The 21475-nt window shown below is 63.9% G+C and carries 17 protein-coding genes; 6 read left to right on the forward strand and 11 right to left on the reverse strand.

The features are described 5' to 3' along the window. Nucleotides 1-15: 15 nt before the first annotated feature. The gene (locus ACQKRQ_RS03920; RefSeq protein WP_427475170.1) at nt 16-1899 is read right to left on the reverse strand and encodes a bifunctional sugar phosphate isomerase/epimerase/4-hydroxyphenylpyruvate dioxygenase family protein; all 1884 of its coding nucleotides are present in this window, start codon (nt 1897-1899) and stop codon (nt 16-18) included. 322 nt (nt 1900-2221) lie between these two features. Here ACQKRQ_RS03920 and aroQ point away from each other — a divergent pair, with 322 nt between their 5' ends. The 3 genes from aroQ to ACQKRQ_RS03935 are packed head-to-tail and all read left to right on the forward strand — an operon-like array spanning nt 2222 to nt 5008. Beyond that, the gene (gene aroQ / locus ACQKRQ_RS03925; protein WP_342960393.1) at nt 2222-2677 is read left to right on the forward strand and encodes a type II 3-dehydroquinate dehydratase; all 456 of its coding nucleotides are present in this window, start codon (nt 2222-2224) and stop codon (nt 2675-2677) included. Next, a complete protein-coding gene (locus tag ACQKRQ_RS03930) occupies nt 2674-3588 on the forward strand; it encodes a shikimate dehydrogenase (protein ID WP_427475172.1) in 915 nt (304 codons plus the stop codon). The genes aroQ and ACQKRQ_RS03930 overlap by 4 nt, the downstream gene beginning before the upstream one ends. 49 nt (nt 3589-3637) lie before the next feature. Next, nucleotides 3638-5008: an MFS transporter gene (locus tag ACQKRQ_RS03935; RefSeq protein ID WP_132377674.1), complete on the forward strand. Its 1371-nt coding sequence runs from the start codon at nt 3638-3640 to the stop codon at nt 5006-5008. A 74-nt stretch (nt 5009-5082) separates the two neighbouring features. Here ACQKRQ_RS03935 and ACQKRQ_RS03940 read toward each other — a convergent pair whose 3' ends face one another. The 5 genes from ACQKRQ_RS03940 to ACQKRQ_RS03960 form a co-directional block, all read right to left on the reverse strand. Continuing rightward, on the reverse strand, nt 5083-5778 hold the full coding sequence (locus ACQKRQ_RS03940) for a TetR/AcrR family transcriptional regulator (RefSeq protein ID WP_310818013.1): 696 nt from the start codon (nt 5776-5778) through the stop codon (nt 5083-5085). A 94-nt stretch (nt 5779-5872) separates the two neighbouring features. Beyond that, entirely contained in the window at nt 5873-7153 is a 1281-nt protein-coding gene (locus ACQKRQ_RS03945; RefSeq protein WP_427475175.1) for an NAD(P)/FAD-dependent oxidoreductase, read from the reverse strand. A gap of 132 nt (nt 7154-7285) precedes the next feature. After that, entirely contained in the window at nt 7286-8068 is a 783-nt protein-coding gene (locus tag ACQKRQ_RS03950) for an anti-sigma factor (RefSeq protein WP_427475177.1), read from the reverse strand. After that, a complete protein-coding gene (locus ACQKRQ_RS03955; RefSeq protein ID WP_132377670.1) occupies nt 8068-8637 on the reverse strand; it encodes an RNA polymerase sigma factor in 570 nt (189 codons plus the stop codon). Before ACQKRQ_RS03955 ends, ACQKRQ_RS03950 begins: the two co-directional genes overlap by 1 nt. Before the next feature lie 350 nt (nt 8638-8987). After that, on the reverse strand, nt 8988-9920 hold the full coding sequence (locus ACQKRQ_RS03960) for a dihydrodipicolinate synthase family protein (RefSeq protein ID WP_427475179.1): 933 nt from the start codon (nt 9918-9920) through the stop codon (nt 8988-8990). Nucleotides 9921-10128: 208 nt separating this feature from the next. Between ACQKRQ_RS03960 and ACQKRQ_RS03965 the strand changes: the two genes are divergently transcribed. Both ACQKRQ_RS03965 and ACQKRQ_RS03970 read left to right on the forward strand, forming a co-directional pair. Then, a complete protein-coding gene (locus ACQKRQ_RS03965; protein ID WP_427475181.1) occupies nt 10129-11112 on the forward strand; it encodes a LysR family transcriptional regulator in 984 nt (327 codons plus the stop codon). Nucleotides 11113-11307: 195 nt separating this feature from the next. Then, nucleotides 11308-14388: a transglycosylase domain-containing protein gene (locus ACQKRQ_RS03970; RefSeq protein WP_427475183.1), complete on the forward strand. Its 3081-nt coding sequence runs from the start codon at nt 11308-11310 to the stop codon at nt 14386-14388. A 45-nt stretch (nt 14389-14433) separates the two neighbouring features. Here the strand turns inward: ACQKRQ_RS03970 and ACQKRQ_RS03975 are convergent, their stop codons facing one another. The 5 genes from ACQKRQ_RS03975 to ACQKRQ_RS03995 all read right to left on the reverse strand — a co-directional run bounded on the left by ACQKRQ_RS03975 (nt 14434) and on the right by ACQKRQ_RS03995 (nt 20125). After that, nucleotides 14434-15660 carry an ROK family transcriptional regulator gene (locus ACQKRQ_RS03975; protein WP_132377666.1) on the reverse strand — a complete coding sequence of 409 codons (1227 nt, stop codon included), beginning with the start codon at nt 15658-15660 and terminating at the stop codon, nt 14434-14436. A 30-nt stretch (nt 15661-15690) separates the two neighbouring features. Further along, entirely contained in the window at nt 15691-16488 is a 798-nt protein-coding gene (locus ACQKRQ_RS03980; RefSeq protein ID WP_132377665.1) for an ATP-binding cassette domain-containing protein, read from the reverse strand. A 75-nt stretch (nt 16489-16563) separates the two neighbouring features. After that, entirely contained in the window at nt 16564-17550 is a 987-nt protein-coding gene (locus tag ACQKRQ_RS03985; protein ID WP_132377664.1) for an ABC transporter permease, read from the reverse strand. A 90-nt stretch (nt 17551-17640) separates the two neighbouring features. Further along, nucleotides 17641-18645 carry a sugar ABC transporter substrate-binding protein gene (locus ACQKRQ_RS03990; protein ID WP_106301095.1) on the reverse strand — a complete coding sequence of 335 codons (1005 nt, stop codon included), beginning with the start codon at nt 18643-18645 and terminating at the stop codon, nt 17641-17643. A 448-nt stretch (nt 18646-19093) separates the two neighbouring features. Beyond that, nucleotides 19094-20125 carry a LacI family DNA-binding transcriptional regulator gene (locus ACQKRQ_RS03995; RefSeq protein ID WP_427475187.1) on the reverse strand — a complete coding sequence of 344 codons (1032 nt, stop codon included), beginning with the start codon at nt 20123-20125 and terminating at the stop codon, nt 19094-19096. A gap of 194 nt (nt 20126-20319) precedes the next feature. On the opposite strand from ACQKRQ_RS03995, the gene ACQKRQ_RS04000 reads away from it, so the two are divergent. Further along, nucleotides 20320-21474 (forward strand): ABC transporter ATP-binding protein, encoded by a 1155-nt coding sequence (locus ACQKRQ_RS04000; protein ID WP_427475189.1) that lies wholly within the window; start codon nt 20320-20322, stop codon nt 21472-21474. Nucleotide 21475 lies beyond the last annotated feature (1 nt).

Below are 21475 nucleotides of genomic sequence, written 5' to 3' on the forward strand. Positions count from 1 at the left end.
TGACGCGTTGGACGCCTATTTGCGCCGCTGAGCCTGCGCGGCGAGCCGCACGGCAGCATTGGCCGCGCCATAGCCGTCGTAACCGCCGCGCCGCTCGACGATCTCCATGAAGAAGCGCTGGTCGAGCTGCTCCGTGTAAGCGTGGAAAAACTCGCCGCCGCGCTCGTCGCGGTCGTAGAGGATGTTATTGGCACGCAATGCGTCGAGCGTGTCGTCCGGCAGCGCGTAGCGCGCGGCCAGATCCTCGTAGTAATTGCGCGGGATGCGCAGCACCGGCAAGCCGTCGGCGACGAACTCGGGAATCGCGCTGAAAATGTCGCTGGTGCTGAAGGCGACGTGGTTCAGACCTGAGCCGTGATAGGTATGCAGCGCCTCGGCCACCGCCGTGTGATGGTCCACGGAGGCATTCAGCACGATGCGCACCGAGCCGTCGTGGCTGCGCAGCGCGCGGCTGCGCACGAGGCCGTATGGATCGGGCACCAGTACGCCGGGCTCGGCCTGGAACCCCAAAGCGGTCCGCAGAAACAGCACCCACGTGTCCAGCGAATTCGCCGGCACCGACAGGCACACATGGTCGATGCGGCTGAGCGGCCCCACTTCGGTCGGGCCGTTGATGTCGGTGAGGACGAAATCGGCCTCGAACAAGGTGGGCTGATCCGGCGTTTCGTCGACGAAATAGTTCAGGCTGCTGTCCGGCGCCTGCACGGCGGGCAGCACACGCTCGTTCGGGCCGATTTGCCCGGAAAACGGCGCGTAGCCGAAGCCGGCGGCGCGCTCGAACGCCTGATTGGCGTCGTCCACGCGAAACGCCGACGCGCACAGCGACAAGCCATGCTGCTGGAAAAACGCGTTGGCGAACGAATCCGGCTCCGCGTTCAGCACGATCGAAGCCGCGCCGTGCTGATACAGCGTGACTTCTTTCGACCGATGCCGGCCCGCCTCGCGAAAGCGCAGTTTGCCGAGCCAGTCGACGAGTTGCGCGCGCGTGGTGTGGTCCACCGCAAACTCGAGAAACTGATAGCCGACGTGCGCGGGCGCCGCCGGCGAGCGGTAGAGGTCACCAACCGGCTGCTGCGTGCTGTCGAGCAGCGCGCGAGTCTGTTCCTCGAGGAACAGCAGCGAGCGATGACCGTCCGCGGCTGTGATGGTGGTGGGGGCGGCGCGAAAGCCGTCGTTGAAAATTTCCAGCGAAAGCGGCCCGCTGTAGCCCGTTTTCACGACCTGCGCCGTGAAATTGGCCAGATCGAAATCGCCTTGGCCCGGGAAGCAGCGGTAGTGGCGGCTCCATTCGAGCACGTCCATGGCGAGCTTCGGCGCATCAGCGATCTGCACGAAGGCGATGCGGTCGCCTGGAATGTCGGCGATCGCATCCACCGTGTCGTCGAGCGACAGCGTGTGGAAGCTGTCGAGCACGAGCCCGAGATTGGGATGATTCACGGCGTTCACGAGCTTCCACGCGTGCCGGTAGGTCTTGACGTGCTTGCCCCACGCAAGCGCTTCATAGCCCGCAATCACGCCGGCCGCCTCCGCCGCGCGAGCTAGCGCGCCGAGTTGGTCGGTCATCAGCGCATCGTCGCCGATGGTGTCGGGCGAAACGTTGCTGCACACCAGAATGCGGTCCGTGCCCAGTTCATGCATGACGTCGAACTTACGCTTCGCGCGGTCGAGATTGCGCTCGAGGCGCTCCGGGCTGACACCGTCGAAATCGCGGAATGGCTGAAACAGCATGATCTTCAGCCCGAGATCTTCGGCGATGCGCCGCACGTCGGCGGGCGAGCCGTCGAAATACAGCAAATCGTTCTCGAAGATCTCGACGCCTTCGAAGCCCGCCGCCTGGATCGCGGTCAGCTTCTCGACGAGGGTTCCGCTGATCGACACGGTGGCAATCGAACGTTGCATGGACGGCTCCTGCTAAAACAATCAAACGGCTGTTGAATAGGGCGCGCAACGGCCGGGGCGCGCGACCGCTCGCAGATCCCGCTGGCTGGCATGCTGCAATGCGGAAAATGGACCAGTTCGTTACACGCATCGGCAAGAGGCAGGCCGCAATCACCCACTGTAACCGAAGTTATCGACAGTTTATACAAACTAACTAGATGGTACAAATTCGTAGAAACCCCGAATGACGGCGGCGCTCAATGCGCGCACACTTCGCTCAGGTTGCAAAACCACGGCGCTTGCCGTGGCTGGCTTCTTGCCTTACTTAGCAGGAGTGGTTGTCATGAGTTTTGCGTCAGTACTGGTCCTCAACGGACCGAACCTCAATCTGCTCGGCACGCGCGAGCCGACCATCTATGGCTCGGAAACGCTCGACGACGTCGCGAAGCTTTGCCGCGATGCGGGAGAGCGCCTGAATCTCGCGATCGACTTCTGCCAGTCGAATGCCGAACATCAACTGATCGACTGGCTGCACGCGGCGCGTACCAAGGTCGACGGCATCGTGATCAATCCGGCGGCCTACACGCATACGTCGGTGGCCATCGCCGACGCGCTTTCGGCAATCGAAAAGCCGGTCATCGAAGTGCATATTTCAAACGTGCATCGCCGCGAGGCGTTCCGGCATCACTCGTACGTGTCGGCCGTGGCGGACGCGATCATCATCGGTTGCGGCACGCAGGGCTATGTGTTGGCTTTGGAGCGGATGGCGACCATTCTTAAGGATAGGGCGGCGAAATGAACTCACAAGCGAACTCACAAGCGAACTCACAAGCGAACGTACAAACGAACTCACAGGCAACACCTCATTCCTATCTGGTCGGCCTGATCGGCGCGGGCATCAGCGGATCGCTGACGCCCGCGATGCACGAGGAAGAGGGCAGCAAGCTCGGTCTGCACTATGTGTACCGGCGTATCGATCTGGAAGCGCTGAAACTCGACGTCGCCTCGCTGCCCGATCTGCTGATGGCCGCCGAACGCATGGGCTACAACGGTCTGAACATCACGTACCCGTGCAAGCAGGCCGTCATTCCTCTGCTCGACGAACTGTCCGACGACGCGCGCGCACTCGGCGCGGTCAACACGGTGCTGTTCAAGGACGGCAAACGCATCGGTCACAACACGGATTGGTCAGGTTTCGCGCGTGCATTCCAGCGCGGTTTGCCGGACGTGTCGCTGGAGCGCGTCGTGCAGCTTGGCGCGGGCGGCGCCGGCGCGGCGGTCGCGCACGCGGCGCTCAATATGGGCGCGAAATCGCTCACGCTATTCGATGTGGACGCCACGCGCGCCGCGTCGCTCGCCGAGGAATTGCAGAAGCGCTTTCCAGCCGCCACCGTCAGCGCCGGCAGTTCGCTCGCTGAATCGCTCGCGACCGCCAATGGCCTGATTCACGCGACGCCGACCGGCATGGCGAAATTGCCCGGCTTGCCGTTGCCAGTCGAATTGCTGCACCGCGATCTGTGGGTCTCGGACATCGTCTATTTCCCGATCCGCACCGCGCTTTTGCAAGCGGCGGAAGCGCTCGGCTGCCGCACGCTGAGCGGCGGCGGCATGGCGGTGTATCAGGCGGTCGACGCCATGCGCATTTTCACCGGTCTCGAACCGGACGCGGAACGGGTCTACACCCATTTTCAGTCGTTGTTGCAACGCTAACCGGCAGCGCGCCAACCGGTAACAACCCGATCGAGGAGACGCACACCATATGCAGCAACCGATTCAATCCAGTCCCATCGACACCGCCACGCCGCAAGGCGTCACGGTGAGCACCGGGCGCCGCTCGAAAGCCCGCTTTCAGATTCTGGCGCTGCTCGCGGTCGGGACGATGATCAATTATCTCGACCGTACGGTGCTCGGCATCGCGGCGCCACAGTTGACCAAGGAGCTCGGCATCAACGCCGCGCTGATGGGGCTGCTGTTTTCCGTGTTTTCCTGGAGCTATGTGGCCGCGCAAATTCCGGGCGGCCTGTTTCTCGACCGTTTCGGCAGCAAGGTCACGTATTTCCTGTCGATGACCTTCTGGTCCCTGTGCACGCTAGCGCAAGGCTTGGTGCATGGCATCGGCGCGTTGTTCGCATTCCGCCTCGGCCTCGGCGTCTCGGAGGCGCCGTGCTTCCCGACCAATAGCCGCGTGGTGGCCACGTGGTTCCCGCAGAGCGAACGCGCGATGGCGACCGGCACGTACACGGTCGGCGAATATATCGGCCTCGCTTTTTTCAGCCCGTTCCTGTTCATGCTGATGGGCGCGTTCGGCTGGCGTTCGCTGTTCTACGTGGTGGGCGGCGTGGGCCTCGTGTTCGGCGTGATCTGGTGGATGTTCTATCGTGAGCCGCGCGATCATCCGTCGGCGAATCAGGCGGAGCTCGACTATATCGAAGCGGGCGGCGGTCTCACGCATCGGAAGAAGGACGCTGAGGCGGCAGCCAGCAAGCTCGTATCGGCGAAGAGCGGCTTCGAATGGCGCACCATCGGACGCTTGCTCAAGCATCGTCAACTGACGGGCATTTGCCTCGGCCAGTTCGCCGGCAACTCGACGCTGGTGTTCTTCCTCACCTGGTTTCCGACGTATCTCGCCACCGAACGCCATATGGCGTGGCTAAAGATCGGCTTCTTCGCGATCATGCCGTTCATTGCCGCGTCGATCGGCGTGATGTTCGGCGGCTTCTTCTCCGACTGGCTGTTGCGCCGCGGCAAGTCGCCGAACGTGGCGCGCAAGCTGCCGATCATTGCCGGCCTGCTGCTCGCGTCGACCATCATTCTCGCCAACTATGTCGAGAGCAACCTGCTGGTGATCGCGATTCTGTCGGTGGCGTTTTTCGCGCAGGGCATGGCCGCACTCGGCTGGACGCTGGTGTCCGACATCGCGCCGGACGGCCTGCTCGGCGTGACCGGCGGCATCTTCAACTTCGCGGCGAACCTGGCCGGCATCGTGACGCCGCTGGTGGTGGGTTTCATCGTCGCGGCAACCGGCTCGTTTGTCGGGGCGCTGGTGTTCATCGGCGCGATCGCGCTGGTCGGCGCGCTGTCGTACATCTTCATCGTCGGCGATATCAAGCGGATCGTGCTGGTGGATTGAGCGGCCTCGCGCCAGACAAAAAAACGGGACGTGGCGCAGGCCACGTCCCGTTTTTTACTTGAGGCTTACAGGCGTCAATCGTCCTTGCGCACGAACCGCAGCACGGCATCGACGATCATGGCGCGATGCCGCGCACGCAAACGCGGATGCGACGGGTCGCGCCCGAACGCCGTGCCGAAGGTATGGCGATTGCCGACGCGGTGAAAGCACAGCGAACTGATCAGCAGATGCAGATCGATCGGATCGATGTCGCTGCGGAACTGCCCGGCCGCGATGCCGCGCGCCAGCAGATCCTCGATCGTATGAATCACGGTGACGTTGCGGCCTTTGAACGTCTTGACCTGCTCGACGTACTTCGCGCCGTGAATATTTTCGATCGTCACGAGCCGCACGAAATCGCGCTGCCGGTCGTGATAGTCAAACGTAAACTCGACGAGTGCGCGCATCCCCTCGATCGGATCGAGTTCGCTGACGTGCAGATCCTGTTCGAGCGCGCGAATGTCTCCATACACCTTTTCCAGCACCGCCTGGTACAACCCTTCCTTGCTGCCGAAGTAGTAGTACAGCATGCGCTTGGTGGTGTTCGTGCGCTCCGCGATCGCGTCGACGCGTGCGCCCGTCAGTCCCATCGCGGAGAACTCCTGGGTCGCGACCTCGAGGATGTTGCGCTTCGTCTGTTCGGGATCGTACTTGCGCCGGGCGTCGGTACGCGGACTGTCGGACGGGATGCCGTTGGTATCAGGCTCGGCGGCCTTGCTTCCCTTTTTCATTGTGTATTCGAGCGGCAGTGACGGCGCATTCTAGCATGGCGAAATTGGCCTCTGGAGCGGGTCTCGGGCATGAGCGGCAACGTATTGGTCGACGTCAAACGGCAGGCCGCCGGCGTGCCGCGAGCGCGTCGCGTGTCTGCATGGCGGTGTAGGTCAGTTGTGCGGCCGCGAGGCCGAGCGCGCCGTAAGCGGGTGTCAGGCCGAACGACGCAAATGCCTCGGGCACCGGACGCTCACCGGCAATCGCCGCCGCCAGCAGTTCGCCGGACAAGGTGGTCGGCGCCATGCCGTGTCCCCCGAAGCCGACCGCGTACCAGACGCCATCCGCGCTGCGGCCGATCTGCGGCATCTTGTGCCGCGCGTAGCTCATCAGGCCACCCCACGCGTACTCGATACCCACGTCATGCAACTGCGGATAGACCTTCAGCAGATCGCGCCGCAACAGGCGCGCGATCACCTCGGGCGCGCGGTCGCGCACCGAGATGCGGCCACCCCACAGAATGCGCGTGTCGGGCAGCGGCCGGTAGTAGTCGAAGGCGAAGCGGGTGTCATAGACGGCGGCACGCGTGTCGATTGCGTCTTGCAGACGTGAGCCGAGCGGTTCGGTCGCCATCACGTAGGTGGCGATCGGCAGCACCGCGCGTTCGACCAGCGGGTAGACACGGCGCGCGTAGCCGCCGCCCGCCATCACGACGTGTTGCGCGTCGAGCGCGCCGTGCTGCGTGTGCACCACGAAGCCGGCGCCGTCGCGCTGCAGACGCACGACCGGCGAGTCTTCGTGGATCTGCACGCCGGCATGCGCAGCGGCGTTAGCCACGCCGAGGACGTACTTCAACGGATGAAAGTGGAACGCGTTGCGCTCGAACAGACCACCGTGATAACGGCGCGTTTTCAGTTGCGCAGCGAGTTGCTCCGCCGCCACCGGTTCCCACTCGACGCCGAACGAATCGCGCATCAGGCGCCGCTGCGACTCGAGCCGCGCCGGTTCGTCGAACCAGTTGGCGAGGATCACGCCGGCGTCGGTCGCGTCGCAGTCGATGTGATAGCGCGCGATGCGCTTTCTCATCAGATCGACTGCGTCGGTAGTCAGCGTATAGAGTTCGCGGGCGTGCACGGCGCCGAGGGTTTTGAGCAGGTCGGCGCAATCGAGGCTGTAGCCGCCGAACACAAACCCGCCATTGCGCCCGGATGCGCCGAAACCCACTTGCCGGGCTTCGAGCACGGCGACATCGGCGACGCCCCGCTCGGCGAGTCCCAACGCCGTGGACAAGCCCGCTAGGCCCCCGCCGATGACGCAGACATTGGCGCTACGCCGGCCAGCCAGCGGCGCATAGGCGGACGAACGGGTGACAGTGGCTTCGTAAAAGCTTTGCATAAGGGCTAGGTTAGCGGCAATCGCGCGCTCGCGTCCAGCCGTCGCGCGATTGCCGAGTCGAAGGGCGGATGAAACAAAGGCCGGCACCCGCGTCGAGCAAATGCCGGTCTTCTTCGGCTGATCATGAAACGCCTAGGACACCGGCAACAGCTTGCCGGTGAACACCACCGGACCGCTCGGCGCGTTGTGATCCGGCGAGCCGCCCGGCGCTTCGATCGACACGGCCAGCGCCGCATAATTCTCCGGCTTCTGCTGGCCGGCCGTAACCTTGCCGTTCGCGCTGTCCGGCAGCATGCCGAGCGAGACCGGATGGCCGCTTGCCGGAATGCCCCACAGTTCCATCGCCCGGCCCGCGGGCAGCTCGACCTTGCCGAGCGGATGCACCGTCATGGTCGAATGGGCTTCGTCCCACGCGACCAGCATGACCGGATGCGCGTCCTTGTTGTTCAGCACGGCGACATGCGATACCGCCGTTTCGGGTTGCTGAGCCACGGTCGGCGCGGTGACAGGCGCCGTGGTGGACGGCAACAGCGAGCGCACGGCGACCACCACGGCAACTGCGGCGAGGCCCGTGACGCCGAGTGCCCAGCCGCGCCAGAACGCCAGGTTCTCGAACACGCTGCGCGACGGCCGCGCCGGTGTTGCCACCACGGTGCGGGGACGTGCGGCCTCGCGCGTGGCCGCGAGGCCGAGACGCCGTTCGATGGCGTCCCATACGGCGGACGGTGGCATGCGCGGCTCGGCGAGTTCGGCCAGCGGCGAGATGCGCCGCTGCCATTCGTCGACGGCACGGCGGATCGTCGTGTCGTGGTCCGCGTAGCGTTCGAAGCGGCGCCGTGCGCCGCCGCGCAGCGTGCCGAGCACATATTCGGCGGCCAGCAGGTCGACCAGCTGAGGATAGCGATGGAGATTCATCACTCGCCTCCCAGACAGGTCTTCAGCTTGGCGAGGCCGCGCCGGATCCATGACTTGATGGTGCCGAGCGGCACCGCCAGCACGTCGGCGATCTCGCTATGGCTTTGATCGCGTAGGTACGCGAGGGCCACCGCCTGGCGCTGCGCCGGTTCCAGCTGTTGCATGCAACCGGCGAGCAGACGCGCCTGCAGGCTGACCGCGGTCAGCGCTTCGGGATCTGGATCGCCGGTTGCCACGAGATCGTCCAACGCATCGCTCCATTCCGTTTCCTGGGTGTTGACCCGCCGCAGGTGATCGAGAGCACGGTTGCGGACGATCGCCGACATCCACGTCATCGGGGCGGACAGCGCGCGGCGATAGTCGCCGGCAAAGCGCCAGATATTGACGAAGCTGTCCTGCAAGACCTCTTCGGCCCACTCATGCTTGTTCAATATACGGAGGGCGAGGCCGAACAGTTTCGGGGCGGCGAGATCGTAGAGTTCGCGCAATGCCGCGGCGTCTTCCTTGGCGACACGTTCGAGCAGCTCGGCAAGCGTGTCCGGCGTTAGTTCTCGAGGATGGGCGGTCATGGAAGGAGATAGGGTGAGCTTGCGCGCCTATGGTACTCAATTTCTCCACTGCCTTATATGCGGGTTTTTTTCTTCGACGTGCATCCGTTAATGAGATGTCAACGTATGTGGAGCAGTGTCCGGCGTTGGGCGTGCTTGCCGGATGGTCCGGGACACGGGGTGGTGTGCAGCGAGGGCGGGGCCGTTGCGCTGGTCTGCTGAAAGTGAAAGACCGGCAACGGAGCCACGCGATGCGGGGCGGCAAACGCGTCGCGGGCGGTATGACGAAGTACGGGGGGCACGGCTCATTCCTGATGAGGTCCGGGGCGGTTGTCGACCGATCGGCATCCGCCCTGGACCGGAATGGGCGTTTAACGGCCCCAGCGCAGCACCAGCGGATCGAGCCGCCGCGCAACCTTCAACAGACCTTCACGCGTGGCCGGATGCATTTGCGGCAACGGATGGCGCACCGCGTCCGAACGGATCACACCGCCTTCCTTCATCAGCGCCTTGCACGATGCGAGACCGCCCTGGCGGTTTTCGTAATTGATCAGCGGCAGCCACTGCTGATAGTGCGCGGCGGCCGCCTCGGTGTCGCCGGACGCATAGGCGTCGATGATCAGACGGATGCCGTCGGCGTAGCCGCCGCCCGTCATCGAACCGGTTGCGCCCGCATCCAGATCGGCCATCAGCGTGATCGCCTCTTCGCCGTCCCACGGACCGACGATCGCATCGGCGCCCAATTCGATGAGCTCGCGCAGCTTGTTCGCCGCCTGCGGCACTTCGATCTTGAAGTACGACACGTTGTCGATCTCGCGCGCCATGCGGGCGAGAAACGGCGCGGACAACGGCGTGCCGCTGACCGGCGCATCCTGAATCATGATCGGAATGCCGATCGCGTCGGACACAGTGCGGTAGAACTCGTAGATGCCGCGTTCGCCGATGCGGATCGTCGCGCCGTGATATGGCGGCATGACCATGACCATTGCGGCGCCCGCGGCCTGCGCACTGCGGCTGCGCTCGGCGCACTGGTACGAACTGAAATGCGTGGTCGTGACGATCACTGGCACGCGGCCCGCGACGTGGTCGAGCACCACGTGCATCAGCGTATTGCGCTCGTCGTCGGATAACGCGAACTGTTCGGAGAAGTTCGCCAGAATGCACAGCCCGTTCGAGCCCGCGTCGATCATGAAGTCGATGCAGCGTTTCTGGCCTTCGAGGTCGAGACGGCCGGCGTCGTCGAAGATGGTTGGCGCGACGGGGAACACGCCGCGCAATGCAGCAGGATGGGATGACTGGGTCATGATGATAGGTGTTGTCGTAGTTTGGAATGTCTCCGTGTCGACCCGAGTTGGCGCTTTGGCGCTGACTCGGATCCCATGCAACGCGGTCGACTATACGGCGCTGAACACGGCGGGTATATTGAATTGTTTCCATCTTGTGATCGCTTTTGCGACTCACCTCCGCTTTTTGCCCCGCTCTAGCCCCCCGCTTTAGCCCCGATACGCCGCCATGAAAGACACCCTCAACGTCCTGCTGTCGAAACTGCGCATGAAACAACTGCAATTGCTGATCGCGCTCGACGACCTGAAGTCGCTGCACAAAGCCGCCGGTGCGATGTCAATGACACAGTCGGCCGCCAGCAAGGCCTTGCAGGAACTGGAGTCGATGCTCGAAGCGCCGCTCTTCGAGCGCTCCAAAAGCGGCATGATCCCGAACCAGCTCGGCCACTGCGTGATCCGCTACGCGCGCCTCGTGGCGACCGATCTCACCGCGCTCTGCCAGGACGTCGCCGAGATACGTTCCGGGCGCGGCGGGCGTCTCGCGATCGGCGCGATCATGGGGGCGATTCCGGAGTGCGTCGTGCCGGCACTGAATCAACTGCATGCGGGCCAGCCGAATCTTTCCGTCGAAGTGGTGGAAGACACGAGCGCGCGAATGCTCCAGCAACTCGACGACGGCCGGCTCGATCTGGTGATCGGCCGCGCTGCGGTAGCGGCCGATCCGTCGAAATATCACTATCGGCCGCTAGGCGACGAGCCGCTCTCGGTGGTGGTGGGCTACGGCCATCCGCCGTTGCCGAAGAAAGAGGTGAAACTGCGCGATCTGGCCGGGCACCGCTGGGTGATGTATCCGTCGCATATGCCGTTGCACGCGCTGCTCGAGCGTGAGATGGATCTGGCCGGTCTGGAGATGCCGGATAACCCGGTTTCGACGGCCTCGACGTTCGTGACGGTCGCGCTCCTGCAAAGCAGTCACAACCTGGTTTCGTTATTACCGACGGCGATCGCCGCGCTGTTCGTCAGGCAAAAGATGCTGCGTCTCGTGCCGGTGAAGCTCAAGTCGCCCTCGCAAACTTTCGGCGTCGTGACGCGCAAGGGCGGGGTGCTGTCGCCACCGGCGGAACAGTTCATCGAATTGCTGCGCACGCAGCCGGCGCAGCAGGCGCAAGCCCGCTTGCCGGCGCATGCGGCTCGAAAGCAAAAAACCGCCTGAAGCGGCGGTTTTTCATCACGCGAAAGACGTTGAATATCTCATGGCAATTGGCGCCGCGCCATGTCTTGCGAAGAGGTGTTGTAGCCGCGACACTCTCGGGTAAATCCGAACCGATCCTGGGTTCGCGTTCCGCGCTACACTGCCTTGAAGGTGCGCCGGGCCAGAAGAAACCGGCGTCCGCTCGGGGAGAGCACCATGAATCGGCCGCTGGTTCGATTACCGTTTCGCGCGACGGGCACGACGTCTGTGCGCAAGTGGTTCAAATGGGCGCTGGTGGCGGCATTCTTGCTTGCGCTGGCATTGGCGGTACGCTTTTGCCAGAACGAGATCGAAACCTCGCGATTGCAGGCGCACTACCTCTCCGAATTGACTCGCGACGTGGGCTTTTCCGTCGCCGACGGTGCCAGTCATTCCATCCGTTTTCCCCAAGCCGACAACGGCCCATACGATAGCCGCCTAGGCTACGCGCTGCTGCCGTCGATCCAGCAGCGCTTGCTGCAACGCGGGTTTGAAATCACCGCCCAGGCGCGCGATTCCGACCGGATGCTGTCGCTGGCGGATAACGGCCTCTTTCTGCCGTACGAAGAAAAAGATCGGGCGGGCTTGCAACTCTTCGACGGCACCGGCGCGCCGCTCTTCGCCGCGCAGTTTCCCGGCCGCGTGTACGACGACTTCGACGCGATTCCGCCGCTGGTCGTGAATTCGCTGCTGTTTATCGAAGACCGCTATCTGCTCGATCCGAACCAGCCGAACCGCAATCCGGCAATCGACTGGGGGCGCTTCAGCCGTGCATTGGCCGACCAGGGCGTGCGCGTGTTCAATCACCATCAGTCGCAGCCCGGCGGCAGCACGCTTGCCACGCAGATCGAAAAATTCCGCCACTCCGCGGGCGGCCGCACGGCGACGCCGCCGGAGAAATTGCGGCAAATCGCATCGGCTTCGGTGCGCGCCTATCTGAACGGCCCGCAAACCATGCCGGCGCGCCGGCAGATCGTCGTCCGCTATCTCAACTCGGTGCCGTTGGCCGCGCAGCCGGGCATCGGCGAAATCAACGGGATCGGCGACGGTCTCGCCGCCTGGTATGGCCGCGATTTCAACGATGTCAACCGCATCCTGGCGGCGCCGTCGACCGAACAGAATCTGCCGGAGCAGGGCGTGGCGTTCCGGCAGGTGCTCTCGTTGATGATCGCGCAACGCGCGCCGTCGTATTTCCTGCATCACGGCTATAAGGAACTCGAACGGCTGACCGACAGTTATCTGCGGCTGCTGGCGAACGGCGGCATCGTTTCGATTCCGTTGCGCGACGCCGCGCTGTCCGCGGTGGTCGATCTGCACCGCGCGCCCGTCAAAACGGCCAGCACGGATTCCTTCGTGTCGCGCAAGGCGGTGACGTCCATGCGTTCGCATCTGCTGGCCGCGCTCGGCATTCCGAGTTTTTACGAACTCGACCGCCTCGATCTGCAGGCGAAGGGCACGCTCAACAACGCCGTTCAGCAGGCCGTGAGCGAGCGGCTTGCCGCCGCCGCCACGCGCGACGGCGCGAAAGCGGCGGGTCTGGTCGGCTTCGAAATGCTGCGCGCGTCGGACGATCCGTCGAGAATCGCCTATAGCTTCACGCTGTTCGAGCGGCGCGACGGCGCCAACCTCGTGCGGGTGCAAACCGACAGCGTCAACCAGCCGTTCGACATCAACTCCGGCGCACGCCTGAACCTCGGTTCGACGGCGAAACTGCGTACTGTGGTGACGTATTTGCAGATCGTCTCGGATCTGCACAAGCGTTATGCACCGCTGAGCACAGCGGAGCTGAAAGCCGTCAAGTACGATCCGAACGACCAGCTCACGCGCTGGGCGCTCAACTATCTCGCGCACACTTCGGACCGTTCGCTGCAGGCCATGCTCGACGCGGCCGTGGAGCGCAAATACTCGGCTAGTCCCGGTGAAACGTTCTACACGGGCGGCGGCGCGCAAACCTTCAACAATTTCGAATCCGACGACAACGGCCGCATCCTGACCGTGCACCGCGCGTTCCAGCATTCGGTGAATCTGGTGTTCGTGCGGCTGATGCGCGACATCGTCCATTACGAAATGGTGCAGACGACCGGGCCGTCGGCGCAATGGCTGGGTGATCCAGAGATGCGCAAGATGTATCTGACGCGTTTCGCGGATCAGGAAAGCCGCGTGTACATGAACCGTTTCTACACGAAGTATCACGGCAAGACACCCGATCAGGCCTTGGCGCTGCTTCTGCTCGGCGTGCGCAAATCGCCGCCGAAGGTGGCGACGGTGTTGCGCAGCGTCGCGCCTGACGAGTCGAATGCGTGGTTCAACGCCAGGATGCGCGCCGCGCTGAAAAACACACCCGCCGCCTCCGTGCTGGACGACGAAGACCTGGCTAACCTGTATGCCAAATTCGCAATCGACCGCTTCAATCTGAACGATCGCGGCTATATCTCGAGCGTGCATCCGCTGGAACTGTGGACGCTCAACTATCTGCGCGCGCATCCCGACGCCACGCTCGAACAGATCCAGAGCGCGAGCCGCGACGTGCGTCTGTCGACGTATTCGTGGCTCTTCAAGACGCGCTATCACGCGACGCAGGACCGCCGCATCAAACGGATGGTCGAACTGCGTGCCTACGATGCCATCGGCAAGTCATGGCAGGCGCTTGGTTATCCGTTCGCGACGCTCACGCCTTCGTATGCGGCCGCAATCGGCGCATCGGGCGACCGGCCGGCCGCGCTCGCGCAACTGATCGGCGTGATCGCCAACAACGGCAACAAGGTGCCGACCGAAAGCCTCACGCAACTCGACTTCGCGAAAGACACGCCTTACGAAACGCATTTCCAGCGCGCGGCGGTGGCGCCGCAACAGCAGTTGTCGCCGGAAATCGCCGGCGTCGTAAAAGTGCTGTTGCGCGATGTGGTGACGGGCGGTACGGCGCGGCGTCTCGCGCAAGGCATGACGTTCCCCGACGGCCAGACGCTCCAGGTGTACGGCAAGACCGGCACCGGCGATCAGCGCTTCAATGTGTTCGCCAAAGGCGCGCGGCTGATCGAGTCGCGCAAGGTGAACCGCAGCGCGACCTTCGTGTTCGCGATGGGGGACCGGTTCTATGGCACCTTGACCGCCTGGGTGCATGAACCGTATGCCGCGCATTACGAGTTCACCAGCGCGCTGTCGGTGCAATTGTTGAAGTCGCTGGCGCCGGTCTTGCAACCGTTGCTCGACAATCCGCCTGCGAAAACGGCTTCCATCACGAAGGTCGCCGAGCAATGAGCATGAAGTGAGGCGTGCCGGTGTCGATGGCCACATCGGGAGCGCCTAGTAAGCCGTCTCCGCCGCCGGCTTCAGGAAGAGTTCATGCACCGGCGCGAAATGCGCGTAGAGCGGCAGAATCGCGCCGCCCATCGCACGCGCATCGGCGCCGATCGCGCCTTCCAGCAGTTGCGGACGCACCATGCCTTCCCATTCGAAACGGTCGAGCACGCGCTCGGTGCGTCGAATGATCTCGCGCACCAGTTGCCGGTCGAGTTCGCCGTCGATCACGATCGCGTCGAGATCGAGCAGGGCCGCCGCATTGGTTAGCGCGTTGGCGATGGCGGGGCACGCGCTATCGAGCCATTGCTCGGTGTGCCGCCACAATTCCGGCGACAACGCGCGATGATCGTGCGCGGCCGCGGCCGGCGCGCCCGCATCGGTCAATAGTTTTTCGAGCACGAAACCCGAGGCCGCGTGCAACAGTTGCCGCGCGGGTTTGCGCGCGCCGCCTTCGCGCAGCGGAATGGAACCGACCGCGCCCGCGTTGTCGTGCGGGCCGCTGTGCAAACGGCCGTCGATGACGAGACCGCCGCCGATAAACGTGCCGACGAACAGATACAGAAAGTTGTGGATGCCGCGGCCCTGGCCCATGACGAGTTCGGCGGCGCAGGCGGCCGTGGTGTCTTTGGCGAACTCCACGGGCAGGCCCGTCATGGTGGCGATGCGCGAGCGCAGATCGATCTCGTGCCACGCTTCGAGCGCATCGGGCGGCGCGCCGAGAAAATCACGCCAGCCGCCGAGCCACAACGGCGCCGCGACGCCCACGCCGACCACCTGGCTGGCCTTCGCGCCGAGCGTCTGATTCACGCGCGCCAGCTTGCTTTCGAGCGCGGGAAACAGCGTGCGCGGATCGGGGTAGGCGTAGTCGAAGACATCGCGGTGCACCACGTGGCCGGCGAAATCCATCGCGAGCACATCGAGACTGCGACGTCCCACCTTGACGCCGATGGTGTACGCGCCTTGCGCGCGCAACGCGATCGGCACGGATGGCTGGCCGATCCTGCCGCGCACGCGAGCCTGCTTTTCGAGCAGACCGTCCTCGATGAGACGCTCGACGATCATCGACACCGTCTGCATCGAAAGACGCGTGAGACGGCCCACGTCGGCTTTCGGCAGCGGCCCATGCAAGCGGATCGCCTGCAACACGATGCGCTCGTTGAACTGCCGCATGCCGACCTGATTCGAGCCGACCGTGCGTTTGAGGGGCGAGCGGGTGCCGGTGGTTTCCATGGTGAGAGCCCGCTCAGCAGGATGCACGCATCATGCAATCGCCTTGACGTCCGCTTCCTTTGCGCCCGTCATGATCGCCACGGCTTCCGACATATGTATGTCTTTCCTGTTCACCAGCGCCGCGCGCCGGCCAAGCCGCTGGATATGGATGCGGTCCGCGATCTCGAACACGTGCGGCATGTTGTGGCTGATCAGGATCACCGGCAAGCCGCGATCGCGCACGCGCCGGATCAACTCCAGCACCATGTTGCCTTCCTTCACACCGAGCGCGGCGGTCGGTTCGTCGAGAATCACCACGTGCCGCGCGAACGCCGCGCTGCGCGCCACGGCCACGCCCTGGCGCTGGCCGCCCGAGAGTGTTTCGACGGCCTGGCGCATCGAGCGGATGCCGATCTGCAGGTCCTTCATATGCGCGGTCGCTTCGTCCAGCATGCGGCGCTTGTCGATCATCTTGAAGATCGAGCCGCGCCAGCCCGGTTTCAGCAGTTCGCGGGCGAGGAACAGGTTTTCGGCGATGCTCATGGCCGGCGCCACCGCGAGTTCCTGATACACCGTCTCGATGCCTTGCGCGCGGGCATCCAGCGGGCTGCGGAATTTGACGGGCTTGCCGTCGAGCAGAATCTCGCCTTCGTCCGGCACCGTGGCGCCGGAAAGGGCCTTGATCAACGACGATTTTCCCGCGCCGTTATCGCCGATCACGGCCATGATTTCGCCGGGCATCACTTCGAAATCGCAACCGTCGAGCGCGGTCACGTTGCCATAGCGTTTGATGAGTCCGCGCGCCTGCAGAACGGGCATCGCGGCAGAAGCGGAAATTGGTGTCGACATGACGGGCTCCTATGTCGGCCGGAGTTGGCGCTTCAGCGCTTACTCCAGCCCCATGCACGAAGTGCGATTGCGTTTTTAACCGCGACGATGGGAAAGTTTGTCCGCGGCCACCGCGAGAATCACCAGCATGCCGGTGATCAACACCTGGTAGACCGAAGAGACGCCGATCAGAGTCAAACCATTGCGGAACACGCCGACGATCAACGCGCCGAGCAACGTGCCGACAATCGAGCCGCGTCCGCCGAACAGACTCGTGCCGCCGAGCACGACCGCGGTGATACTGTCGAGATTCTCGGTTTGCCCCGCCTGCGGATCGCCCACGCCGGTCCGTGACACGGACAACAGCGCAGCGATGCCGTAGATCGCGCCGGCCAGCGAATACACGGTCAGCAGGATCTTCTGCGACGACAAGCCCATCAGGCGCGCGGCCTCGGGATTGTTGCCGAGCGCGTACAGATGCCGGCCCGGCACGGTGTCGCGCAACACGAACCATGTGGCGAGATACATCAGCAAGGTGAGCACGGTGCCGTACGTGACATCCGCGGGGCCGAGCTTGAACGTGTTGCCGAAGAACATGATCGCGTCCGGCAGGTTCGACACGCTCTCGGCGTTCGAATAGATCTGCGTAAGCGCGAACGCGATATTCAACGTACCCAACGTAACGATGAAGGCCGGCAGTTTGATACGCGTGATCAGTACGCCGTTGAGCGCGCCGAACAGCGTGCTCGCACCAACCCCGCAGAGAATCGCGAGCGCCGGTGGCACGCCGAGCGTGACCGCGAATTTGGTCATGATGATCGAGCCGAACGCCATCACCATGCCGCACGACAGATCGATGCCGCCGGTCAGCACGATCAGTGTCTGGCCGATGGCGATGACCGCGACCACCATGGTTTGCTGCAGGATCAGCGAGAGGTTCTGGAACGACAGGAAGCGGTCGCTCTGCGAAATGAAGAAGCCGCAAGCCAGTACCAGTGCGATGAGTGGCCCGACTTCGGCAAGCGATGGCATGCGCTCGGCGAACGAACGCGAGTGGCCGGCGGGCGCGGAAGGAGTCGACATGATGGATGACCTCGATACATGAGCGTGGCGGGCTGGCCACGCGGCAAATCCGATGGCGGCCCGGCGAAGCGGGCCGCTGTTCAGTGCGCGTTACTTGTTGCCCCAGCAGTTGTCGAGGCCGAACTTGGTGTCCTTGCTGTCGATGCCGGACATCGCCTTGTCGGTGATCAGCGTCACGCCGGTGTCCTGATAGCCGGAGACCTTCTTGCCGGTCTTCGCATACTCGACACCGGCCGTCACGCCGAGCGAGGCCATCTTCAGCGGATATTGCTGCGAGGTCGCGGCGATGGCGCCGGCCTTGACGTTGCGCACGCCTTCACAGCCACCGTCGATCGAGACGATCATCACGCTCTTATCCTTGCCCGCCGCCTTGAGCGCGCGGTAAGCGCCCGCCGCCGCCGGTTCGTTGATCGTGTAGACCACGTTGATGTCGGGCGACTTCTGCAGGCAGTTTTCCATCGCCGTCTGGCCCTTGGCCTGATCGCCGCGCGTGTCCTGGCTGCAGACCACCGAGGGATCGCCTTCCTTCACGCCGAAGCCCTCAAGAAAGCCGTTATGACGCAGCACGCCCACCGAGACGCCGGGCGCGAGATCGAGCGTGGCGATCTTCGCGGGCTTGCCGTTCAGCGCGGCTTTCGCGTATTTGCCGATCAGCACGCCGGCCTTGAAGTTGTCGGTGGCGAAGAGGGCGTCGGTGGCGTCTTGCGGATCGGTCGGCGTGTCGAGCGCGACCACCATCACGCCGGCGGCGCGCGCTTTCTTGATGCTCGGCACGATCGCCTTGGTGTCGCTCGGCGTGATCAGAATCGCTTTCGCGCCGGCCGTCATCATGTTTTCGATGGCGGTGACCTGGCTCGCGTTATCGCCGTCGAACTTGCCGGCGGCGGTGATCAGCTTCGCGCCGTCTTTCGAGGCGGCCGCTTCGGCGCCCTGTTTCATCTTCACGAAGAACGGGTTGGTGTCGGTCTTGGTGATGAGGCCGACGACAGGCTGGTCAGCCGCCTGGCTCGCGCTCGCACACCATACCGCCGATGCCGCGACGCACATCGACACGATTTTCCTGGCGACAGGAAGCCTGCGGGAATTCAGATTCATGGGACGCTCCTCCGGTTTTTGGCAACGACGTTGTGGACTGCTGGCGGCTGCCTGCGCGAACGCTGCGCGCTGACAACCTGGTTTATGGCCTGATGCAGGATGAAGGTGGTTCGAAACGACTTGGACTCGGGTTGATTCGCGCCGCCTAAATCACTTTGGTTGATTTAGTACAGCAGGCGCGTCGACGCGCGTCAAGGAAATGATCGGAATGGAAGATGACGTGCAGAAACTCGTCGGAAGGCTGCGCGCCTTATGTGGTGGGCCTTGGATAGAGTTGTGCGGTGCGAGATCGAGCGTTCGGAGTTGGGGAAAGTCCTGGCTCGATTGAAAGGTAATTGAAGGATTATTGAGGTTTTATCGGCGTCTGAGGCGCGAGTGCTTGCCCGCAAGACCGCGTGCGCGAATGAAGGATTCGCCGCGTAATGTGCGCGACGCTGCTATGGCCGCATCACCGCGGACGCGGCACGCCGGTGGATGCGCGTACGACCAGTTCGGGCGGCGAGGCGACCCGCATCGGCACGCTTGCCGCGCCGCGAGTCGCCTGACCGTACGATGTCTCGATCAACTCACGCAACAGGGATACCGCGAGCCCGGCGACTTCGACCGTCGGGACGGCGACCGTCGTCAACGCGGGGCGCGATTCGCGCGCGAGCTGGATATCCGTGATGCCGATCACGGACAAATCCGCCGGCACGTTCAGGCCGAGGTCGGCGGCGGCGTGCATCGCGCCGAGCGCGGGCAGGTCGTTGGTCGCGAAGATCGCGGTGAGCTTCGGATCGCTTTCGAGCAATGCGCGTGCCGCTTCGTAGCCGCCCTGAATCGTGTCGGCGCCATGTTTCACGCGGCCTTTCGGCGCGCCCCCGGCGCGCAACGCATCGACGAAACCTTCGTAACGCGCCGCATGAATGCCCGAGGCTTTGCTGCCGACAATCGCGCCGATCCGTCGATGGCCGAGCTCCAGCAAATGCGCGCCGGCCAGCTCGCCGGCGCGCCGGAAATCGACAGCGACGCACGGCAGTCCAGGCGGCTCGTTAGGCCGTTCCCACATGCATAGCACCACCGGCGTGCCGCGCGATTCAGTCGTATGAAGGTCGGCGAAATCGAGGTTCGCATTCGTCACGAGCACGCCTTCGGAAAGCGTGCCGGCGATCTGGTCGAGATACGCGCGGCCGGTCAGCGGATCTTCGTTCGTATTGCAGATGATCACGAAGTGGCCGCTCGTGCGCGCCGCGCGTTCGACGGCGAGCGCGAACTCCGGATAGAACGGATTGGCGATGCTCGACACCATCAGCGCGAGCGTCGGCGCGCGACCTTCGGCGAGGGCGCGAGCGGCCAGATGCGGCCGGTAGCCGAGTGCTTCGACGGCCGCGAGCACGCGCTGTCGCGTGCTCGCGCCGACCCGGCCGCGATTGCGCAGCACGTTGGACACCGTGGCCGGGGTGACGCCGGCATGACGCGCGACTTCGCTGAGTGTGGGCATGATGTTTTCAGTATTTGGGATGCCTGCCCGACATTTGCATCACGAGCGAAGGCGCGGCACCATCTGTCGCACAGACAAAACGATCTCGGAGACAGGCAAGGCCCCAACGATCCCAAGCGATCGATTTTTTTCGGCCTTGCTGATTAAGCGCTTAATCTCCGACTTCGAGCCGATTAAATCACGGAGTCGATGCGATGGCGAGCATTTCGTTAAGAGGCGTGCAGAAGGCGTATGGCGACGGCGCGCTGGTGATCCGCGACGTGGATCTCGAAATCGGCGAAAACGAGTTCTGCGTGTTTCTCGGTCCGTCCGGCTGCGGCAAGTCGACCTTGCTGCGCATGATCGCCGGTCTCGAAGACCTCAGCGACGGCGACCTCTCGATCGGCGGCCAACTCATGAACGACGTGCCGGCCGCGCAACGCGGCGTGGCGATGGTGTTCCAGAGCTACGCGCTGTTTCCGCATATGAGCGTGTTCGAGAACATGGCGTTCGGCCTGAAGCTCGCTAAAACCCCGAAGGATGAAATCGACCGCAAGGTGCGGGAAGCCGCGCGCATTCTGCAACTCGAAGCGTTGCTCGATCGCAAGCCCAAGGCGTTGTCGGGCGGTCAGCGGCAGCGGGTGGCGATTGGCCGTGCGATCGTGCGCGAGCCCGGCGTGTTTCTATTCGACGAGCCGCTTTCCAACCTCGATGCCACGCTGCGTGGCCAGACGCGTATCGAGATCGCGCGGCTGCACAAGCAGTTCGCCAAGGCCAGCGTAGTCTACGTGACGCACGACCAGATCGAAGCGATGACGCTCGCCGACAAGATCGTGCTGCTGCATGCCGGTAAGGACACCGAGCGCTACGGCAGCATCGCGCAGATCGGCGCGCCGCTCGAGTTGTACCACCGTCCGAAGAGCCGTTTCGTCGCGGGTTTCATCGGCTCGCCGCGGATGAATTTTCTGCCGGGAAGAGTGGCCACGGTCGATGCGCAAGGCGTAACCGTCACGCTCGATCACACGGAAGAAACCGTGCGCGTGCCGGTGAACGGCGCGGGGCTGCAAACCTCGCAAGCGGTCACGCTCGGCGTGCGTCCTGAACACCTGGAGTTTGTCGACGCATCGTCCGTCGCGCCTGACGACGCCGTGCTGACGCGCACCGTGTCGCTCGTCGAGCAACTCGGCGAACACAGTTATGTCCACCTCGATCAGCCTGGCGGCGCCGCGCTGATCGCCAAAGCGCCGGGCAATACACGCCTTGCGCCCGGCGAGCGCGCGAGCTTGCGCGTGCCCCGTCCCGCCTGTCATTTGTTTACCGAAGACGGCTTTGCCGCCGCTTCGCTCGAATCCGTCGAACACTACGCATAGA

Source organism: Paraburkholderia sp. NPDC080076 (assembly GCF_050281145.1).
Classification (GTDB): Bacteria; Pseudomonadota; Gammaproteobacteria; order Burkholderiales; family Burkholderiaceae; genus Paraburkholderia.

Coding starts and splice junctions, on each gene's coding strand:
- ACQKRQ_RS03920 (WP_427475170.1), bottom strand. CDS start 1,899: ATGCAACGTTCGATTGCCACCGTGTCGATCAGCGGAACCCTCGTCGAG.
- aroQ (WP_342960393.1), top strand. CDS start 2,222: ATGAGTTTTGCGTCAGTACTGGTCCTCAACGGACCGAACCTCAATCTG.
- ACQKRQ_RS03930 (WP_427475172.1), top strand. CDS start 2,674: ATGAACTCACAAGCGAACTCACAAGCGAACTCACAAGCGAACGTACAA.
- ACQKRQ_RS03935 (WP_132377674.1), top strand. CDS start 3,638: ATGCAGCAACCGATTCAATCCAGTCCCATCGACACCGCCACGCCGCAA.
- ACQKRQ_RS03940 (WP_310818013.1), bottom strand. CDS start 5,778: ATGAAAAAGGGAAGCAAGGCCGCCGAGCCTGATACCAACGGCATCCCG.
- ACQKRQ_RS03945 (WP_427475175.1), bottom strand. CDS start 7,153: ATGCAAAGCTTTTACGAAGCCACTGTCACCCGTTCGTCCGCCTATGCG.
- ACQKRQ_RS03950 (WP_427475177.1), bottom strand. CDS start 8,068: ATGAATCTCCATCGCTATCCTCAGCTGGTCGACCTGCTGGCCGCCGAA.
- ACQKRQ_RS03955 (WP_132377670.1), bottom strand. CDS start 8,637: ATGACCGCCCATCCTCGAGAACTAACGCCGGACACGCTTGCCGAGCTG.
- ACQKRQ_RS03960 (WP_427475179.1), bottom strand. CDS start 9,920: ATGACCCAGTCATCCCATCCTGCTGCATTGCGCGGCGTGTTCCCCGTC.
- ACQKRQ_RS03965 (WP_427475181.1), top strand. CDS start 10,129: ATGAAAGACACCCTCAACGTCCTGCTGTCGAAACTGCGCATGAAACAA.
- ACQKRQ_RS03970 (WP_427475183.1), top strand. CDS start 11,308: ATGAATCGGCCGCTGGTTCGATTACCGTTTCGCGCGACGGGCACGACG.
- ACQKRQ_RS03975 (WP_132377666.1), bottom strand. CDS start 15,660: ATGGAAACCACCGGCACCCGCTCGCCCCTCAAACGCACGGTCGGCTCG.
- ACQKRQ_RS03980 (WP_132377665.1), bottom strand. CDS start 16,488: ATGTCGACACCAATTTCCGCTTCTGCCGCGATGCCCGTTCTGCAGGCG.
- ACQKRQ_RS03985 (WP_132377664.1), bottom strand. CDS start 17,550: ATGTCGACTCCTTCCGCGCCCGCCGGCCACTCGCGTTCGTTCGCCGAG.
- ACQKRQ_RS03990 (WP_106301095.1), bottom strand. CDS start 18,645: ATGAATCTGAATTCCCGCAGGCTTCCTGTCGCCAGGAAAATCGTGTCG.
- ACQKRQ_RS03995 (WP_427475187.1), bottom strand. CDS start 20,125: ATGCCCACACTCAGCGAAGTCGCGCGTCATGCCGGCGTCACCCCGGCC.
- ACQKRQ_RS04000 (WP_427475189.1), top strand. CDS start 20,320: ATGGCGAGCATTTCGTTAAGAGGCGTGCAGAAGGCGTATGGCGACGGC.